The sequence below is a fragment of the Vagococcus sp. genome (assembly GCF_036639995.1).
Taxonomy (GTDB): Bacteria; Bacillota; Bacilli; order Lactobacillales; family Vagococcaceae; genus Vagococcus.
The window spans coordinates 1-17,121 of the sequence record NZ_JAVWHO010000020.1 but is presented as its reverse complement, the minus strand read 5'-3'; the positions used below and the strand labels follow the sequence as shown (position 1 = coordinate 17,121).

At 34.1% G+C, this 17,121-nt stretch carries 18 protein-coding genes; 5 read left to right on the top strand and 13 right to left on the bottom strand.

Translation table 11 applies throughout. The annotated features are described in order from the left end of the window. The 9 genes from RR554_RS06735 to RR554_RS06695 form a co-directional block, all read right to left on the bottom strand. Window positions 1-551, bottom strand: a 551-nt coding sequence (locus RR554_RS06735; protein ID WP_332467676.1) for an amidase family protein, incomplete at its 3' end; no start/stop codon positions are given. Between the two features lie 82 nt (window positions 552-633). Then, window positions 634-1,851: a phosphopentomutase gene (locus RR554_RS06730; protein WP_332467675.1), complete on the bottom strand. Its 1,218-nt coding sequence runs from the start codon at window positions 1,849-1,851 to the stop codon at window positions 634-636. Window positions 1,852-1,855: 4 nt separating this feature from the next. Further along, window positions 1,856-3,013: a YhfX family PLP-dependent enzyme gene (locus RR554_RS06725; RefSeq protein WP_332463523.1), complete on the bottom strand. Its 1,158-nt coding sequence runs from the start codon at window positions 3,011-3,013 to the stop codon at window positions 1,856-1,858. Between the two features lies 1 nt (window position 3,014). Then, on the bottom strand, window positions 3,015-3,365 hold the full coding sequence (locus tag RR554_RS06720) for a PRD domain-containing protein (protein WP_332463524.1): 351 nt from the start codon (window positions 3,363-3,365) through the stop codon (window positions 3,015-3,017). Between the two features lie 10 nt (window positions 3,366-3,375). Continuing rightward, window positions 3,376-4,299 carry a GntR family transcriptional regulator YhfZ gene (yhfZ, locus tag RR554_RS06715; protein WP_332463525.1) on the bottom strand — a complete coding sequence of 308 codons (924 nt, stop codon included), beginning with the start codon at window positions 4,297-4,299 and terminating at the stop codon, window positions 3,376-3,378. 10 nt (window positions 4,300-4,309) lie between these two features. Continuing rightward, a complete protein-coding gene (locus RR554_RS06710) occupies window positions 4,310-5,407 on the bottom strand; it encodes an aminotransferase class V-fold PLP-dependent enzyme (protein WP_332463526.1) in 1,098 nt (365 codons plus the stop codon). Between the two features lie 4 nt (window positions 5,408-5,411). Further along, the gene (locus RR554_RS06705) at window positions 5,412-6,293 is read right to left on the bottom strand and encodes a phosphotriesterase family protein (RefSeq protein ID WP_332463527.1); all 882 of its coding nucleotides are present in this window, start codon (window positions 6,291-6,293) and stop codon (window positions 5,412-5,414) included. Window positions 6,294-6,311: 18 nt separating this feature from the next. Then, complete coding sequence (locus RR554_RS06700) at window positions 6,312-7,628, bottom strand: YhfT family protein (RefSeq protein WP_332463528.1); 1,317 nt, start codon at window positions 7,626-7,628, stop codon at window positions 6,312-6,314. A 22-nt stretch (window positions 7,629-7,650) separates the two neighbouring features. Next, entirely contained in the window at window positions 7,651-8,013 is a 363-nt protein-coding gene (locus RR554_RS06695) for a DUF2620 domain-containing protein (RefSeq protein ID WP_332463529.1), read from the bottom strand. Window positions 8,014-8,299: 286 nt separating this feature from the next. Here RR554_RS06695 and RR554_RS06690 point away from each other — a divergent pair, with 286 nt between their 5' ends. The 3 genes from RR554_RS06690 to RR554_RS06680 are packed head-to-tail and all read left to right on the top strand — an operon-like array spanning window position 8,300 to window position 10,125. Continuing rightward, window positions 8,300-8,668: a GntR family transcriptional regulator gene (locus RR554_RS06690; protein WP_332463530.1), complete on the top strand. Its 369-nt coding sequence runs from the start codon at window positions 8,300-8,302 to the stop codon at window positions 8,666-8,668. Further along, window positions 8,655-9,512: an ABC transporter ATP-binding protein gene (locus RR554_RS06685; RefSeq protein WP_332467674.1), complete on the top strand. Its 858-nt coding sequence runs from the start codon at window positions 8,655-8,657 to the stop codon at window positions 9,510-9,512. The genes RR554_RS06690 and RR554_RS06685 overlap by 14 nt, the downstream gene beginning before the upstream one ends. A gap of 1 nt (window position 9,513) precedes the next feature. Next, window positions 9,514-10,125 (top strand): ABC-2 transporter permease, encoded by a 612-nt coding sequence (locus RR554_RS06680; RefSeq protein ID WP_332463532.1) that lies wholly within the window; start codon window positions 9,514-9,516, stop codon window positions 10,123-10,125. A gap of 39 nt (window positions 10,126-10,164) precedes the next feature. Here RR554_RS06680 and RR554_RS06675 read toward each other — a convergent pair whose 3' ends face one another. The 4 genes from RR554_RS06675 to RR554_RS06660 all read right to left on the bottom strand — a co-directional run bounded on the left by RR554_RS06675 (window position 10,165) and on the right by RR554_RS06660 (window position 13,473). After that, window positions 10,165-11,052 carry an acetamidase/formamidase family protein gene (locus tag RR554_RS06675; RefSeq protein ID WP_332463533.1) on the bottom strand — a complete coding sequence of 296 codons (888 nt, stop codon included), beginning with the start codon at window positions 11,050-11,052 and terminating at the stop codon, window positions 10,165-10,167. A 152-nt stretch (window positions 11,053-11,204) separates the two neighbouring features. Beyond that, window positions 11,205-12,056, bottom strand: a complete 852-nt coding sequence (locus tag RR554_RS06670) for a PhzF family phenazine biosynthesis protein (protein WP_332467673.1) — start codon at window positions 12,054-12,056, stop codon at window positions 11,205-11,207. 32 nt (window positions 12,057-12,088) lie between these two features. Further along, a complete protein-coding gene (locus RR554_RS06665; protein ID WP_332463535.1) occupies window positions 12,089-12,481 on the bottom strand; it encodes a RidA family protein in 393 nt (130 codons plus the stop codon). Window positions 12,482-12,702: 221 nt separating this feature from the next. Then, on the bottom strand, window positions 12,703-13,473 hold the full coding sequence (locus RR554_RS06660) for a MerR family transcriptional regulator (protein WP_332467672.1): 771 nt from the start codon (window positions 13,471-13,473) through the stop codon (window positions 12,703-12,705). Between the two features lie 109 nt (window positions 13,474-13,582). Between RR554_RS06660 and RR554_RS06655 the strand changes: the two genes are divergently transcribed. Together RR554_RS06655 and RR554_RS06650 are read left to right on the top strand one after the other, a co-directional pair. Further along, window positions 13,583-15,316 carry an ABC transporter ATP-binding protein gene (locus RR554_RS06655; RefSeq protein WP_332467684.1) on the top strand — a complete coding sequence of 578 codons (1,734 nt, stop codon included), beginning with the start codon at window positions 13,583-13,585 and terminating at the stop codon, window positions 15,314-15,316. Window positions 15,317-15,329: 13 nt separating this feature from the next. Further along, on the top strand, window positions 15,330-17,105 hold the full coding sequence (locus RR554_RS06650) for an ABC transporter ATP-binding protein (protein ID WP_332467671.1): 1,776 nt from the start codon (window positions 15,330-15,332) through the stop codon (window positions 17,103-17,105). Window positions 17,106-17,121 lie beyond the last annotated feature (16 nt).

Sequence of the window (17,121 nt, the reverse complement as noted above, 5' to 3'; positions counted from 1 at the left end):
GATGCTGTTGCTTTTTTATCAATTCTTTTCATCATAATCGCTTCGATATGTTCTAAGTCTTTTGAAATTAAACCAACTGAAGGGGAAAAGGCAATGCCATCTGTTGATACTTTAACTTCTTTGTTTTCCACATTTTCATTTCCTAAATCAGGATGGATAAAACCAAATAAATTTAAACTCATAGCAGGAGCCAGTACTGAACCACCACCATCTGTGCCAATACCTAAATCATTAATTCCTAAGAAAACATTTAGTGCAGTACCACTTGATGAACCTGTCATGTAATTTCCCGTTAATGGATTAATTAAATCTAAATCGATGGCACGGCCTGATAAACTTGCCTTATCAACCGTATGATAAACGTAACCTTGTTCTTCTAATTCAGCAATAAATTTGGCTGAAATACTCTTAACTTCTTTCACTCCCATATAGTAGCCAGTTGTTTCTGTAATATGATCAATACTATTAGGATAAACCTTTTTGACTGAACGATACGGATTATCTATTGCTAAAAAAGTTTTCTTCGCATAATTTTGTACACGTTTTACCATCTTAATCCTCCTAAAAAAAGCTGCGACAATTTGTCACAGCTTGATTTTCAATACATTTTCTTATTTTCTTGAAAATTTTCTTTTATTTGTTTTCAATAATTTGGTTAAGAAAAGACGTACCGTTTTGAGGTGCTGAGACATTGAAAAAGTCTGCTGCTGTTGCACCCACATCTGCCATTGTACTTCTTAAGCCAATTTCAATATTTTCTTTTCCAGGACTGTGAATCAGTAACGGAACTCGTTCTCTTGTGTGGTTACTGTGGCCAATGGTTGGATCATTCCCATGATCTGCCATCACAACTAACACATCACCTTCAACAAGAAGTGGTAGCAATTCAGCAATTCGTCTATCACTTAACTCTAAACGATCTGAATACCGCGCCACATCCTCTGCATGTCCTGCTAGATCTGTTTCTTGAATATTTAAAGCAATAAAACCTGTTTCAATATCCTTTACTTCAGCCATTAAACAATCAAATAAGTAATCTGAATCCACCCCTGGAAATAATCGTGTACTATCTGTTTGGATAATATCCGCAATTTTTCCTAAGAATGAGACTGTAATACCTTCTTTATCTAAAATTGTTGGTGTTTGAACATTTTTATCAATACCATAGCCTAAATGAACGACTTGATACCCATGATTATAAACACCTGATTCCGGTGCATCTACGCCAGCAATTTCATTATTTTTTACTTTTCTTGCCTTTAGTAGATCTTCTAATGTAACTTGTTCTCCGCCAAAAGTAATCACTCTAGAAACTTGCACAACCTCACGAACCACATGACCCAATGCTTTTAAGTCCTCAAAACTAATTAAGTCTAAACACGCTGAGACATTATACACCTGACCATAATCAGTTTCTAGATTATCACCAACCGTTGCAACCTCATTAACAACCAAAATTTCAGTTCCTTCTTCTCCAACACGTCGAACTTTATAACCATGTTTCAAAAGATTTGCTTCGACTTCCTCAATTTTTTGATTAAAGGGTTGAATCAATGGAACTTTTGGTGTGGTTCCCATAATTTCCTGATGTCCTAAAAATGAATCTGCCCCGTGATGAGCTAAATTAGAGGTTCCAAATACAGCCAACTCACTTCTTTTATGACTACCTATCTCATAACCTAGAGCATTCATCAAACCCAACTTTTCTAATGTCGGTAACTGAATACTTGGGTTTTCTTCTAAAATATGTCCTGCAGTACTACTACCAACGTCTCTAGGTCTAACCTCTGACACATCTTTCATAGCACCAACACCAAAACTATCTAATACAATCACAACAAATCTACTCATCTTATCACCTTCTAATTAAATTTCCCAGACTGTTGTATATTCCTTCTACTTTTGGTTGTCCTGACTGAATACCAGAAACAACCGCTACATCACTTCGTGTGACAAAAATTTGTGTTCTAAATGCTGCCAAAACAGTTGAGCCAACAGCGTGTGTATGAGCTGCGGTTAAATAGTAATCAATACTCTCATTACCAAAACCTTCAACCTTATCTTGTGTCTGCTCTTTTTCTTCATTAACAACTAATAAATTCTCTAAATGTCCGCGGCGATAATATCCGCCACCATAAAAATAAGCTTTTCCATCTAAATTATGAGAAATTTCACTCACATAAAGCATACTCGGTACTTCTGCTAAGTCCATCTTGGCATGCAGCGGAGTAGTTCCAGTTAAGGCATGTCCTGGCTCTCCTTGTGTACCATTAATTCCTTTAATTAAGGGAATCGTTTTACTACAAGTTGCTGATGGAATGTTTAATTCTGAAATAGCAATACCATTATCAGCTAAAATCTTCGTTGCTTTTTCAATTGTTTGAATGTTATTCGTTGGTTTTAAATCACTTTCCCCATCAAATAAAAAACAAGGAAATGACGTGATTCCTGAAATAGTAATATTTTCTAAGTTGTTAGATAATTGCGCTACTTTTTCTAACTCATTTAAATGAAAACCACCAAACTGACCTTCATAAATTTCATCAGTTGGTTCAATGACTTTTAATAAAATGCGTTGTGTTTTGCCAACCTTTTTAGCTGCCTCATTAATTTTTTCAAGCATCTCAAGAGAGAAAACAGTCATAAACTTCGGTCCATAGTCAACAACCTTTTCTAAAAGGCGTGTTGGGACTTGAACTAAATGTCCCACATTACCAATTGGCAACTTATTTTCCATCATGATTAAAGCTTCTTTAAAATCAACGACTACCGCGTGTTTAATACCAGCATTTTTTATGGCTTCTGATACGAGTGGATTACGACCAATTTGTTTTGTCATATAAAACAATTCAATCCCTACCTCATCAGCTTGCGCCTTTAATCCTTTAGCGTTTTCTACAATTTGGTCTAAATCTAAAATATAAGTATCTGGTAAAATCACGCCATCTTGATGCAGCATCACTGCTGCTTCTATTAACTTAGGATTTCTACGTTTCGTTGCTTCTAAAAACATATTAATCCTCCTTTAATAAATTAATGATATGTAAATAGAAATAATCTAATTCTGCCTCTTCAAATTTTTTCTCTGCCATTTTTTCTAAGTCTTGCCATAATTCTTTTGAATGCATGAATTTTGGATCAGCTGATATTTCTGACAAGATAAATTCATCAAGACTGGCCACAGCTTCATTTTTCTTACGTCTCATATCAGCCATTGCTAAGTGAGTTAAGAAAACATCAGCTTGTGACACATCATTAATAATCTTATTTTCAAGTAAATATTCTAAAACTTTTAACACATAACTGCGTGTATCTTCATCTATTACTTCTGAACTCACTAATATTTCTAGTTTTTTTTTAATCATGATTTTCTCCTTAATATCTTGGAATCACTGTTCCTTTTCCAACTTCTGATTGAATAGCTAGTACTCGTTTCATATCAAAACTCTTCGTAAAGAAAGCTTCCATCGATGTGTCTTCTTGATGACAGACAATCACAGAGGTACTCATTTCCTCTTCTAACTGATTATTTTCTAATGGAACATAATTTAATTCTTCATAATTTTTGTCACGAATTTCATCAAAGTTCCAAATACCCGCATCAATTTGTCCACTCTTTAGAGAATGAATAATTTGATGTCCAGGCATTTCAACCAATTCCACATCTTTATCCTGTATACTTTCATTCGTTAGCATCTGTTGGTCAAGTGAACTATAATCAATCGCCACTTTCATCCCATCTTCAATACTATTTTTACTGCGATTAGCAAATAACAAAACATGACCGCTTAAATATGTTTTTTGACCAAAATCAATCACAATAGCTAAAGGGTCACCTTGTTGAATCGCCCGTTTTGCTGCAAATTTTGAAACAACTGCAAAACGGTACGTCTTCATCGTAATCGAGCGAACACGTTCTTTTGATCCACGAATGTAAGCTAAATTTAGTTTAATATTATGTTCTTTAAACTCTTCATAAATACCAGTTGCAAGGCCTTCATAAAGTCGTGAATAAGGAAGCGTCATGGTTCCTAAGATGGCTTCAGAAAGAGCATATTCTTGTAGAATAGAGTAATCAATGTCCTCGATAAACGTCCCTAAATGACCATGACTTTTCGTCACCACTGCGCCTTCAGTTTTTAAATAATTCAGTGCATTTTGGACAGTTCCCCTAGCAACATCATAGTCACTCTGATATTCAGAAATACTTGGCATTCTATCACCTTTTTTTAACTGCAATAAATCAGATGCCAAATGATTAATGATAACCCCTTTTTTCTTCAAGAATTTATTACTCAATCTAACCGCCTCATTTCTTTACTATAGTCATTGCTTCTTTTAATATTCTAACAATCGTTTCAACACCTGAACGATTTGGATTAATACGAATCATTGAATTTTCTGCTTCTGGGTCAGTTGCTCTAAATGTACCCGACACTCGGTAAACAAGTGGTGAAAACTCATATTGTGACTCTGCACCAACTGGATGAGGTAAAGCCCCTAAAGTAGTTGCTGCATCAATCACTTCTTTTGCATTATTTTCTTTTAATTTAATCACTACTACTTTTGATTGTGCATTTACCACGAAGGCTTTTTCTAAGCCGTCAATTTCACCTTCGTTAATTTTAACGCATAATTCTTCGCTTACTTTAGACGAAATTGCGAGTGAAACAGGTGCATAAATCATGCCCTTTAATACATCAAGTGCTTCATGTCCCTGAACTTGGCCACCGCCAGAATAATTGTCTTGTTTTAATTTATTTATGAATCGGCTACTCCCAACAATACATCCGACGCCCTCAGGCCCTAATAGTTTAAAAGTTGAAAAACACGCAAGACTCCCGCCAAATTGTGTACCAATGCCTTTTGTTTTCATTGCTGAATAATTGTCATCTGTCACAATCGGTAGTGTGTCTTTAATACTTCTAATTGTTTGAATCACTTCTTCTAAATCATAAGAATCATCAATTTTTTGACGTGTCACTTGAACAAGAACCCCGTCTAATTCTTCTTTAGAAATAGCTTCTTTAAGTGCTGACAAATCATTAAAGTTAACTTTTTTTATAGTTATCCCAAGCATATCAATCGATACTTGTGTTGTTGGATAAACGGCTGCATCATGGACAAGCAATGTACCATTAGTACCAACTGAGCCATATAAAGCTAGACGAATCGCGTTAGTTCCAGATCCTCGAACAAGCATCGCACTTTCTGCTTCAAAAAAGTCAGCCAAGACTTGCTCAGCTTTTTTTGTTACTTCTGGCTGATTTAGGCCCTTAACAACACCTAAATCGCCTCGGGTTAAAATCTCATTTCCTGGGAAGAAACGAGTGATTGAATCAACTAACTTAAACTGAAGAGCCGTTGCTTCTTCCAGTGTTAAACTTGTTAACGGATAAGTTTTCATAAGGTCACCCTCTATTCATAAATGCTACCGGATTTTCTTCTAGCATTTTTGTAATAAATTTTTGAGAAACACCGTTATTTAATGCCAAAGGAACAAATGTATCAAGTAGATATGAGTACCCGATACCACCCATGTATTCCATGTTTGATTTTCGAGTAATATCCATTGATAAAAAGACTTTGTCTGTGTATCCTCTTTTTTCAATTTCTTTTAACATCTCAACTCTAAGCAAATCCGGTTGGTAATTTTCTTTACCAACCGTATCAAATTCAACGTACACACCCTGGTCTAACATATGCAAAATGTAATCAATATTTCCCGTTAAATCCACATGTCCAATGACAACTTTACTTAAATCAGCGCCATGTTCTTTGAAAAAGTCTACTTGCTCGTGACCGTATGTTCCTAACGTTGTATGCGTAGTTATAGGAACACCCGTCTCTTTATGCGCAATGACCGAAGCCTCAAATACTTTTTTCTCACGTGGCATCATTTCATTTTTACTTGTCCCGATTTCACCAATAATTTGTGCTTTAATATCAGTGTCTGCAATTCCCTCACGGATTTCTTTTACCATAAAATCAGTTAATTGCTTCACTGTATAATCAGTGACAAAATCAGGTAAAAATTTATCTTGATAAAAGCCTGTTGCTTGAACGATATTCATCTGTGTTTCGTCTGCGACTCTTTTAACATACATAGGATTTCTTCTCATATCCATGTTTGTTACGTCCACAATATTACGAACACCTTTATCGTACAATTTTTTGTATTCTGCTACAGTCTCATCATAGCAATTTAAATTTGTGTCATCAATGTTTTTTAAACGAGATAAATCAATCGTTGTATGTTCATGCATATAAGTGATGCCTTTTTGTAAGACCATCTTTGTTGCCTCCTCTTTCTAACCAGCTACAACAGGTGTGAATAACCCAATTAAATTCAAAATATTTACAATAATTCCTAAAGTGATTGCAGCAATTGGTCCAACTGCTAAATCAACAACAGGTTTTTTCGCTTTTCTATTTAATAATAATAAACCAATTACCCAGAAGTAACCAATGCCTGGTGCAATTGACTCAGATGCCATCGCGCCACCAATTAAAAGTGCTACTTCTAATACTTTGTTCATTGCTGTTCTAATGTGTTCGCCCATTTCTCTAATACCTGGGAATTTATCTAAAGCTTTTGCCATAATCGTTAATAACTGAACTTCGATAAACATTACTAGAGCACCAACAACGAATGCTAAAATTGGGTTACCTTTTAATAAGATACCAACAACAAAAACAAATGTTGTTCCAGCAGGACTATAAACACCTGTTACGATAGCTGTTGAGAATACTAATGGAATGAAACCAATACCACGAGCAAATGCAGCTAATGCAGCTTCATTCATCTTACCTTCTGATAAAAGATTTAATGAGATTGGATCTCCTGCAATTAATAACAGACTTGTCGCAGCAGATACTAAACCACCCATTGCAGATAACCAAATCCAATTTCTCTTAATTCTGTTCACACGTTCTAAAAAGACACTGACTAAACTTTCATTTGAGTTACTGCCATCACTCTTAACTTTAATGGCGTAATAAATCATGAAAATCATACCAACTAAAAGTGACATACCTTCTGCACTTAAAGTTAAAGATGTGCCGTTGCCAAGTTTAAATGTACCAAATTGTTTTACAATAAATAAGGTTAATAATGTCGCTACAAATGAGATTGACCCTTTTTTAAAGCCGTGTTGACTAGCAATAGCTACGGCTGGGAAAATACTAAATGAAATAACAACTGGTGCTCCAACTTGTGATAATGAATCAATAAAGTTAACTGGCATTAATGCAAACGCATCTACCACTGCTTGAAGTCCTAATACTAAACCAACACCATAAAGTGCTCCAATAATTCCTGCAATGGCCATTCCTTTTTTACCCTCAGGTGCCCAAGAACCAATAATATCTGTCATAAGTAAAATACTATGAACAAGTAAAATTGATGCACCGATTGAAACTGGAATACCAAAACCAATAACCAAACCAAAACTTAATGCAAAACTTGTTGCTGCTAATTCTTTTTTACTAATTTTTTTCTCTAAAAACTCTGGAACGATTGGACGTAAGCCATCGTTAAATACTGCAATTCCCTTGTTCGCTAAAATTGAACTTAAACCACCTAATGCTGCAATAGCAATTAATTCAATTAATTTAGAAGACCCCATTAATTTCCACCATTTCCTTTTTTTATAGTTTGCCTAATTCATCCATAATGATTGGGATGACTGTTTCTTTATGTTGTGCTGTAAAGCCAAACGCTTTTTTACCTGATTGAACTTCTGCTCTGATTTCTTCATCAGACATAACACTTGAAGGCATTGATACTGTGACACAATTTTCACGACCTAATAATGCAAGAGCCATTGCTAATGCTCCTCCACCACCTGTGTTACAAGCTCCTACGTAAAAGTCTGCCTGACCTGCTTTCACTGCCATTGCTGCGTCCAAATCACTTTTTACATCAACTTCGAATTTACCATTCGCGTGTTCTTCGACTAATTTTCTTACCTCTTCTTTATCAATTTGGCCACCAACTACGATTTTCTTCATGTTGAAAATTCCCCTTTCCAATATACATTTTTTTGTACTTTGATAAAAAATATTTTTTATGGCTTCATTATAGTTTGAGTAATTTTTAAATGCAAGCCTTTTCTTTTTTATAACACTCTTTATTTATGGAAAACAAAAAAAGAAACTAACTTATAACTAATGACAGCAAGAGATAGAAACAAATAAAAAAAATAAATTTTTTTCTAAAATAATTTCGAATTCACTTGTTAAAACCACCACGTCTGTATATACTGTATATACACAGATATACGATTAGGAGGTAATCATGGATATTATTCTTAAAAACGGAACGATTCCAATTTATGAGCAAGTTTACCAACAATTAAAGAGACAAATCATGGACAATACACTTCAGGGAGATGATGAGCTCCCTTCTATAAGGAGTCTAGCAAAAAGCTTAGATATCAGTGTTATTACTGTAAAAAAAGCTTATGAACTACTTGTTAATAGTCAACTTGCATACAGCATTCCAGGCAAAGGCTTTTATGTAGCAACTGTTGATTTAAAATTAAAACAATCAGAGATAACAAAAAAAATTGAGGAAGAACTCACTCAATTAGATTTACTAGCAACATCTTATGATTTATCATTACAAGACATTTTTGAAAGGAGAATGACAGATGACTCACTCTAATATTACTTTATCTCACGTAACTGCTTCCTATGATCACTTTAAATTAGATGACTTAAACTTTACAATTGAAAAAGGCGAAATCGTTGGTTTTGTTGGCGAAAATGGAGCTGGTAAGACAACTACTATCAAAACTATTTTAAATCTTCTAGCGTTGGAGAAAGGAACTATTTCTATTCTCTCACAAGATAGTGTCGCGTGTTCAACTGAAATAAAACAACATGTTGGAGTTGTTTTAGATGATGCTTTCTTTTACGAAGAATTAAGACTTGAGGAAATAGAAAAAATTATGCGTCGTATCCATCAAACATGGGACAGCGGTTATTTTTACGATTTACTTAAGACGCATCACATTGAAAAAAATAAAACATTTAAAGAATGTTCAAAAGGAATGAAAGCTAAAGTTAGAATCTTTCTTGCACTAGCTCATCATCCGCAACTTCTTATTCTTGATGAACCTACAACAGGATTAGATCCTGTTTCAAGGAATGAGATTCTTGATATTTTCAGAGATTTTATGGATGATACAACGTCAATTTTATTCTCATCTCACATTACAAGTGACATTGATAAAATAGCCGATAAAGTTATTTTAATTCATGATGGGAAAATCAAACTAATAGAAGATCAACTAACTATTGATGAAAATTATGGCCTATTGAAACTAACTCACGATGACTTTAAAGAACTACAATCACTTAATTTTTTAGCTGTACTTGAAAAAAATTACAGTGTTGAATGCCTAATTAACAACAAGCAAGAGATATTATTCGAATTCTCTGATTTAGAAATAAAAACACCTACCATTGAAGAAATATTGTTGATGTTCAAAAAGGGAGTGAAATAATATGACAGCATTATTATTAAAAGATTTTTATTTGATGAAGCGAAATATCAAAGGTATGTTATTAATGGTGTTACTTTTTAGTTTTATTGGTTGGCGAGATAACACCCATCAAATGATGATAGCCGTTATTCCGATAATTACTTTACTTGGGATTAGTTTATTTAATTACGACCAGAATGCTCATTTTGATTCCTTTGCTATGACATTGCCGATAACAAAAAATAGCTACGTTCTAGAAAAAATTATTTTCGGTTTTCTTTTAGCTGGCATAGGGGCCTTATTTAGTGCTTTAATGCTCGTTACTAAAAGTCTGATAGCCTCCATCTCATTTCATTTTATTCTTAGTGGCGTACTACTTGGTTTTCTAATTAGCTTGATGGTGTACTTGATTGCACTACCTATCTTCTTTAAATACCCAATTGAAATTGCTCGTACTTATTTCATTGGATTCACCTTATTGATTAGTTTTGGAGGAGCATTTCTAATCGAAAAACTTTCTTTACCTACTATTACTATTAGTACTATCTTTATCTTTTCATTTATTTTATGTGGTATTTTACTGATTGGTTCATACCTTTTATCTTTAAATATTTTTAAAAGAAAATTTGAATAATATCAAAAAATGCAACCCAATTTCTTGGATTGCATTTTTTTATTTCCACTTAGTTAAATAACTTAATGGCAACTCAAATCGTGCTGTTTTATTTGGATCAACCACTTGACATATTTTTAAATTACCTGCTAAAGACAGCAAATGTGTCGCTTCTCCCTTGGTTAAATCAGTATAATTTTCAACAATAGCAACCATATTTTTTGTTGCTGCAATACCTGCCTCATCAATCGTTAATTTAGAAGAAATGGTGCTAATCTTTCCTTCTCTAATTAAAAATGGCAGCGGCCAATTTTGATTTTTAATAACAGAAACTACCACTGTCACCTCACAAGGAACCTCTGCCCCACATACTGACACTTCACCGTCTCCCATGGCTGCATGACAATCACCAAGGGATAAAAGTGCTCCCGGAACATTAACTGGTAAGTATAAGTCAGTTCCTTCTGTAATTTCTTTACAATCCATGTTACCACCGTGACTATCTGGCGTTCCACAAGATACAGGTGCTCCATTTGGTGCTACACCTATAACACCTATCATTTTATTTAGGGGAATAGCAATGGTATCGGAAAATTTTAAGACATCTTTTTCAACTGGCATAATTTTAATGGTATTTTCTGTCAACTCATCTCCCATAACCCCAACATTAGGTCCTGTTAACATAGCTGCATTTCCTTTAATATCAATTTTTTTAATCGACACCAGCAATGTATCACCAGGCTCAGCACCCTCAATAAATACAGGTCCAGTTGCAGGATTAATTCGGTCCCAATCCAATGTATCGAAACCGTCTGTTTCTTTTTGAAGTTGATTAGAAAAACAATCAAATGTTTCAAAGGTTATTTCTTCACCATCACGAACCGTTAAAACTGGCAGATTTTCTTTGTCCATTGCAAACACACAATTTTCTTTTTTGATAACATTCATTGACTATACCCTCTTTCAAATTCATTATTTTCAATAATCGTATCATACATGTTTTTAACTCGCAATTAACATTTTGCCTTTCCTAAAAGGATGTAAAAAAAGACCTTCTAACTAAAGAAGGTCTTAATTTAACTCTCTTAACTTGTCAATTTCTAAACAAATAACTCTAATTTTTCTACAATAAAGCCTGAACCACCAACGGTTACTTTCTCAATCATCTCATTATGTTCTTCAAGTGTTACTTGTATCTCTGATGGTTGATTTAAACTATACCCCTGCTCAAAAGTGTAAATTGAACGCTTCATTAGATTATTTTTATACAAATAACTTGCCAAGGCACAATTTGCCGTCCCTGTTGCTGATTCTTCTGGAATATCGTATAGTGGAGCAAAATTTCTACAAACAATTCGGTCATTTTCTAGTGCAAAAGCATGAATGCCTGTTGTTTGATACGTTTCACTAATGCGGCTTATTTCTTCAAAATTAGGTTTCATTTTTGTTAAAGTTTCTAAATCTTTAACTGGCAGCATAATATCTTTTAGTCCAGTTGAAACTACTTCACTTATATATTTATCAGATAATGCGTTTATATCAAAGCAATCTCTTAAAACATCAGCATTAATTTTTTCAAAAAATTGTGGCTTATTTTGTTCCATATATATCATATCATCAGTTATTTTAATTGGAAGATTTCCACTTTTGGTTTCAATCATATAATTATTTTTAGTCAGCATTTTCAATTCTCTTAAAACTGTAAAAGTAGCGACAGTTGCATGACCACACATTGGAACTTCTTCAATTGGGGTGAAATATTCCACCATTAAATCAGCTACTTCATTTGTCGATTTTGAAATAAATGCCGTCTCAGAATAGCCAAGCTTTGCGGCTATTTCCATTTTCTGAACAGGATTTAACATATCACCGCTTAAGCACACACCTGCTTTATTGCCACCTGCTGAATTTTTACTAAAAGCACTTGCTACATAAACAATAACTTGTTCCATTCTCATTTTCTCCCTACTAAAAAAGATTAAGATTATTCTGGTTTTGCTGCTAATATTTCTATTTCAACTTTAATTTCAGGTAATCCTAAAGCTGAAATATACGCAATTGTCATTGATGGATTAGTACTAAAAAATTGATGCCACACACTATCAAAATGCTCCCAATCAATCGGATCAACTGACCAAATATTTACTTTAATAACATTTTCTGCTGTTAACCCTTCTGAACGAAGAGCTCGCTCAATATTTTTAAAAGTATTTTCTATTTGAAGTGGATGATTGTCAGGAATATTTCCTTCTATATCATGACCAATTTGTCCTGAAAATGTGTAAAGCGTACTATTTTTAGGAATAACAGTAACATGACTGTATTCACCTACTGGTCTTGGCATAGTGGTTGGATTTTTTCTAGTAATTTTTTTCATTTGATTTTCCTCTATTCTTTTAATTAGTCTAACATTAAGGTTATTTAGAGTGATCATTTAACTCCACCCTAAGTTAGACTATTTTAGAAGAAAACAGCAGTTGAATAACCAATGCCGAATGATAAAAATGCGAGTGATCTTTTTTTCATTGATTACATTCCTCCCTATTTAAGTGAAATCATACCAAAGAAATTCCAATAAGTATATCAAAATGTTTAATCCTAACTCCTTTGCTCCACTTCTAACCATACTTTATAATAATCAACAGAATTCTCATGTTCATCTGAAGCTGTTGCTAAATAAGAGGCCAACACTCGTTTTACCTCATATCCTTGTTTTTCTAAGGCATCTTCGTGTTCTTTTATGTTGCTTTCATTAAAATATTCCGAATCTGTCTCCATTAAACACGTGATGTATCTTGCTTCTTCATGGTCGTCTTTCTGCCATAGAACCTCTTTTTGCCACTGATAATCAATCGGGACAGATAAACCAATTTTAAATTCAGTATCCTGTACTTTTTCTTTATATAACACAAAATTCGTTAAGTATTCTAACTGAATTTGAATTCCTTCTGCATCACTCATATCTGAGGAGACAATTTTTCTCATTGGAATGACTTCTTCTTGATAACCTCTTTCTTTTAAACTAAACAAACTTTCTAATTGCTCTTTTCTTCTAGCAATTCCTTCTAATTTTTCCTCTAATTCAATTAATTCATTTCGAACATCTTCCTCAGTATCTTCTAAAATTGCGTAAATAGCTGTTGGACTCAAACGATTAAAATGCTTCATTTTTTGAATGGGTACATTTAAGTTTCGATAAAAAATAACATCTAGTAATTCAATAGAGGACTGTAAGTTAAATAATCGATAATCATTTTCCACATCTCGTCTAGGACAAAACACTTCTTTTTCTTCCCAATAACGAATCTTTGATGGTGAGATTTGAAATAATTTTGCTATCTCACCAATCGAATAATATGACTCTTCCATATGAAACACCTCTTTTTTCTCATTATATCTTTCTTCTTGTTGACCTTCAAGTAGGTTGAAGGTATAGAATAACTTCTACATTTATATGAAAGAGATTGAGGAAATAATTATGACACATTTAAAACAATTTTTTATGCGAAATAAAAAATTAAGCTTATTAACACTATTAAGTTTAATGCTTCAAACATTAGGGACACTTGCTGTTCCCTTTTTGATTGCCCAACTTATTGATGTTGGGATAGCATCATCCAATCAAACTCTGGTTATCAAAATCGGAATCGAAATGCTTTTAGTTGCCTTAGTAGGTGGTGGTGCTGCCGTTTATGGTAGTTATCTATCTGCCAAACTTGCAGCACAATATGGTTACGAAACACGTCGAGCGTTTTATGGAAAAATACAAGATTTTTCAATTCAAGACATCGAAACTTACGGTGTCTCAAGTCTACTCACACGAATGATGAACGATGTGACAAACGTTCAACGAGCTCTTGTTATGTTCTTGCAATTAATATTACCAGCACCAATTATCTGTGTGTTTGCTGTTGTGATGACATTTATCAATTCACCCAAACTAGCTTTAATTCCTTTTGTTTCAATTGTTATTTATTTACTTGTTATTTTTTGGTTACTGAAAAAAGGGCTCCCTTTGTCTTCAACTATTCAAATTAAACTAGATAAAATGATGGTTAAAATGAGAGAATTCTTCAACGGAATCAATATGATTCGAGCGTTTGATAATCAAGAGGAAGAAGAAGAAAAAACCAACCATCGATTCTTTGAATACGCTGAAAGTATGACACGAGTCAATAAAATATTTGCTTATTTAACGCCTGTTGCTTATCTGATTATGGGACTTGTTTTTGCTTTAATTATTTGGGTAGGAAGTTTGCTAGTTGGTAGTGGTGATATTCAAATAGGGGTTGTTACTGCCGTTGTGGAATATTCTATGCAAACATTAGGTTATTTAATTATGGCAGCTATGGTGATTGTTACTCTGCCGCGTTCTCTAGCATCTTTAAAAAGAATTAATATTATTTTAGACACAGAACCCGAAATTACAGATAGTGTAACACCAACGACTCAAGCTTTAGAAAAAAAACGAAAGAAAAGCGAGGCTTTAGTTTCGCTAAAGCATGTTACTTTTGCATATAACGGGGCAGAACCTGTCCTTGAAAATATTAGTTTTGATGTATTAAGAGGAAAAACAACAGCAATAGTTGGTGGAACAGGATCTGGAAAAAGTACGATTGCTAAAGTCATCTTAAATTTGACCACTATTCGAGATGGTCAAATAACATTAGACAACACACCTATTACTGAATGGTCGCAAGATAGGCTTCGAGAAAAAATTAGTTATGTACCACAAAAAGCCTTTTTATTTAGCGGAACCATCGAAAGTAATTTAAAAATGGGAAATCCTAACGCTAGTAAAGAAGAATTAAAACGCGCTGCACATATTGCCCAAGCCACTGATTTTATAAATAATCAAGAAAAGGGTTATCAATCATTTGTCGCTCAGGGCGGGAATAACTTTTCAGGCGGTCAAAAGCAACGTTTAAGTATCGCTAGAGCTTTAGTTAAACCAGCTGATTTATATATTTTTGATGATAGCTTTTCAGCGCTTGATTATCAGACAGACGCAAACCTTCGAAAATCATTGACTCATCATATGCCTGAAGCAACCTTTTTAATCGTGGCTCAGCGCTTAAGTACAATAAAAGAGGCAGATCATATCATTGTTCTTGATGAAGGGCGTGTCGTCGGTCAAGGAACCCATCAAGAACTTCTACAATCAAATCAAACGTATCAAGAATTTGCCACTTCTCAAGGCATTTCTTACTAGAAAGGACAACGCTATGACTGAAACACAACAACCATCAAGCATCAAACGTTTTTTAACGCTCATTGAACCAGAGCGTTCTCAATTTTATCTACTTGCCCTTTGTAGTTTAATCAGTAATACCCTCGTCACAGCTATGCCATTTATTATGGGGATTGCCATTGATAAATTACTTACAGCACTAAAAAAAACATCAGGAGGAACACTTGATACTTCAACTGTTCAGGAATTAATAATAATACCTGTTGCGATACTTTTAATCATTGCTGTAGTCAGTGCCTTCTTTTCTTATCTTCAAGAAAGAATGATGGCCTCTTTAAGCGAAAATGTGACATTGCGCCTAAGAAAAGAAATAACAAGAAAATTTAAAGTATTACCTATGGCCTTTTTTGATACTCATCAAGTAGGGGATATTTTGAGTCGTACAACTAACGACATCAACCGAATTTCTGAAGTGTTGTTAACGGGGATTAATCAATTATTTTCTTCTATTGTTAATATCGTACTTGGGATTGCTATGCTTCTTTATATTGATATCAAGCTGACGGGAATTGTTTTGTTACTTATTGTGGTCTCTTCCGTTGTGACAACTTGGGTTGCTAGCAAAAATAAAACCTTAGCTGATAAAAATCAAACAGAATTAGGCCATTTAAATAATCAAGTAGAAGAATTTTTCTCTGGTAATTTAGAAATTAAGACGTTCAATCAACAAAAAAATACAGCTCAAATTATCGATAATACCAATCAGAAACATGCCAAAGCTTTTCAAAATTCTCAATTTTTTGATTTTGCCATTTATCCGGCCATTCGTTTTTTAAACCAGCTGGCTTTTATAACAAGTGCTATCGTTGGTGCTGGAATGGTTATTCAAGGAAGTATGAGTATCGGTATCATTCAAGCTTACTTGCAATACGTGAACCAAATTTCTGAACCTATCACTAATTTTTCTTACGTGATTAATGCTATTCAAGGTGCTATGGCTTCTTTAGACCGCGTATCTATGATTCTTGATCAAACTGAAGAAACAGCTGAAGTCAAAACTTTAGAGATGATTGATAATCCGCAAGGGGATATTGCTTTTCATCATGTTAAATTTGGTTATACACCAGAAAAAATACTGATGGAAGATGTTAGTTTTACCGCAACTTCGCATCAAATGGTTGCTATTGTTGGACCAACTGGAGCAGGAAAAACCACATTAGTTAATTTACTTATGCGTTTTTATGAGATAAATGATGGCTGTATTACTTATGACGGTAAAGATATTACCACTCTTTCAAGAAAACATTTACGGGAAATGTTTGGAATGGTACTTCAAAATACTTGGCTTTTTGAAGGAACTGTAGCTGATAACATTGCTTACGGGAAAAAAGAAGCGTCTCGTGAAGAAATTGAACACGCAGCCAAATTAGCCAAGTGTGACCATTTCATCCGAACACTTCCAGATGGTTATGATACTATCATCTCAAGTGAAAACGGGGCTTTGTCTCAAGGACAACAGCAACTTTTAACGATTGCTAGAGTCATTCTAGCCAATCCACCAGTTGTTATTTTAGATGAAGCAACCTCTAGTGTCGATACTCGAACAGAAGTAGAAATTCAAACTGCAATGCAGACTGTCACAGAGGGACGAACAAGTTTTGTCATTGCTCATCGCCTTTCAACCATTGAAAAAGCTGATTTAATTTTAGTTATGGATGCTGGAACTATTGTAGAACAAGGTACTCACCTAGAATTATTACAAAAAAAAGGGCTATACGCCACACTGCATCAAAGTCAGTTTAGCGAATAAAAAAACAGAGGCTAAC

Bases quoted from the DNA above. Each gene is read 5' to 3' on its own strand.
- RR554_RS06730 (WP_332467675.1), bottom strand. From the start codon at position 1,851: ATGAGTAGATTTGTTGTGATTGTATTAGATAGTTTTGGTGTTGGTGCT.
- RR554_RS06725 (WP_332463523.1), bottom strand. From the start codon at position 3,013: ATGTTTTTAGAAGCAACGAAACGTAGAAATCCTAAGTTAATAGAAGCA.
- RR554_RS06720 (WP_332463524.1), bottom strand. From the start codon at position 3,365: ATGATTAAAAAAAAACTAGAAATATTAGTGAGTTCAGAAGTAATAGAT.
- RR554_RS06710 (WP_332463526.1), bottom strand. From the start codon at position 5,407: ATGAAAACTTATCCGTTAACAAGTTTAACACTGGAAGAAGCAACGGCT.
- RR554_RS06705 (WP_332463527.1), bottom strand. From the start codon at position 6,293: ATGGTCTTACAAAAAGGCATCACTTATATGCATGAACATACAACGATT.
- RR554_RS06700 (WP_332463528.1), bottom strand. From the start codon at position 7,628: ATGGGGTCTTCTAAATTAATTGAATTAATTGCTATTGCAGCATTAGGT.
- RR554_RS06695 (WP_332463529.1), bottom strand. From the start codon at position 8,013: ATGAAGAAAATCGTAGTTGGTGGCCAAATTGATAAAGAAGAGGTAAGA.
- RR554_RS06690 (WP_332463530.1), top strand. From the start codon at position 8,300: ATGGATATTATTCTTAAAAACGGAACGATTCCAATTTATGAGCAAGTT.
- RR554_RS06685 (WP_332467674.1), top strand. From the start codon at position 8,655: ATGACTCACTCTAATATTACTTTATCTCACGTAACTGCTTCCTATGAT.
- RR554_RS06680 (WP_332463532.1), top strand. From the start codon at position 9,514: ATGACAGCATTATTATTAAAAGATTTTTATTTGATGAAGCGAAATATC.
- RR554_RS06675 (WP_332463533.1), bottom strand. From the start codon at position 11,052: ATGAATGTTATCAAAAAAGAAAATTGTGTGTTTGCAATGGACAAAGAA.
- RR554_RS06670 (WP_332467673.1), bottom strand. From the start codon at position 12,056: ATGGAACAAGTTATTGTTTATGTAGCAAGTGCTTTTAGTAAAAATTCA.
- RR554_RS06665 (WP_332463535.1), bottom strand. From the start codon at position 12,481: ATGAAAAAAATTACTAGAAAAAATCCAACCACTATGCCAAGACCAGTA.
- RR554_RS06660 (WP_332467672.1), bottom strand. From the start codon at position 13,473: ATGGAAGAGTCATATTATTCGATTGGTGAGATAGCAAAATTATTTCAA.
- RR554_RS06655 (WP_332467684.1), top strand. From the start codon at position 13,583: ATGACACATTTAAAACAATTTTTTATGCGAAATAAAAAATTAAGCTTA.
- RR554_RS06650 (WP_332467671.1), top strand. From the start codon at position 15,330: ATGACTGAAACACAACAACCATCAAGCATCAAACGTTTTTTAACGCTC.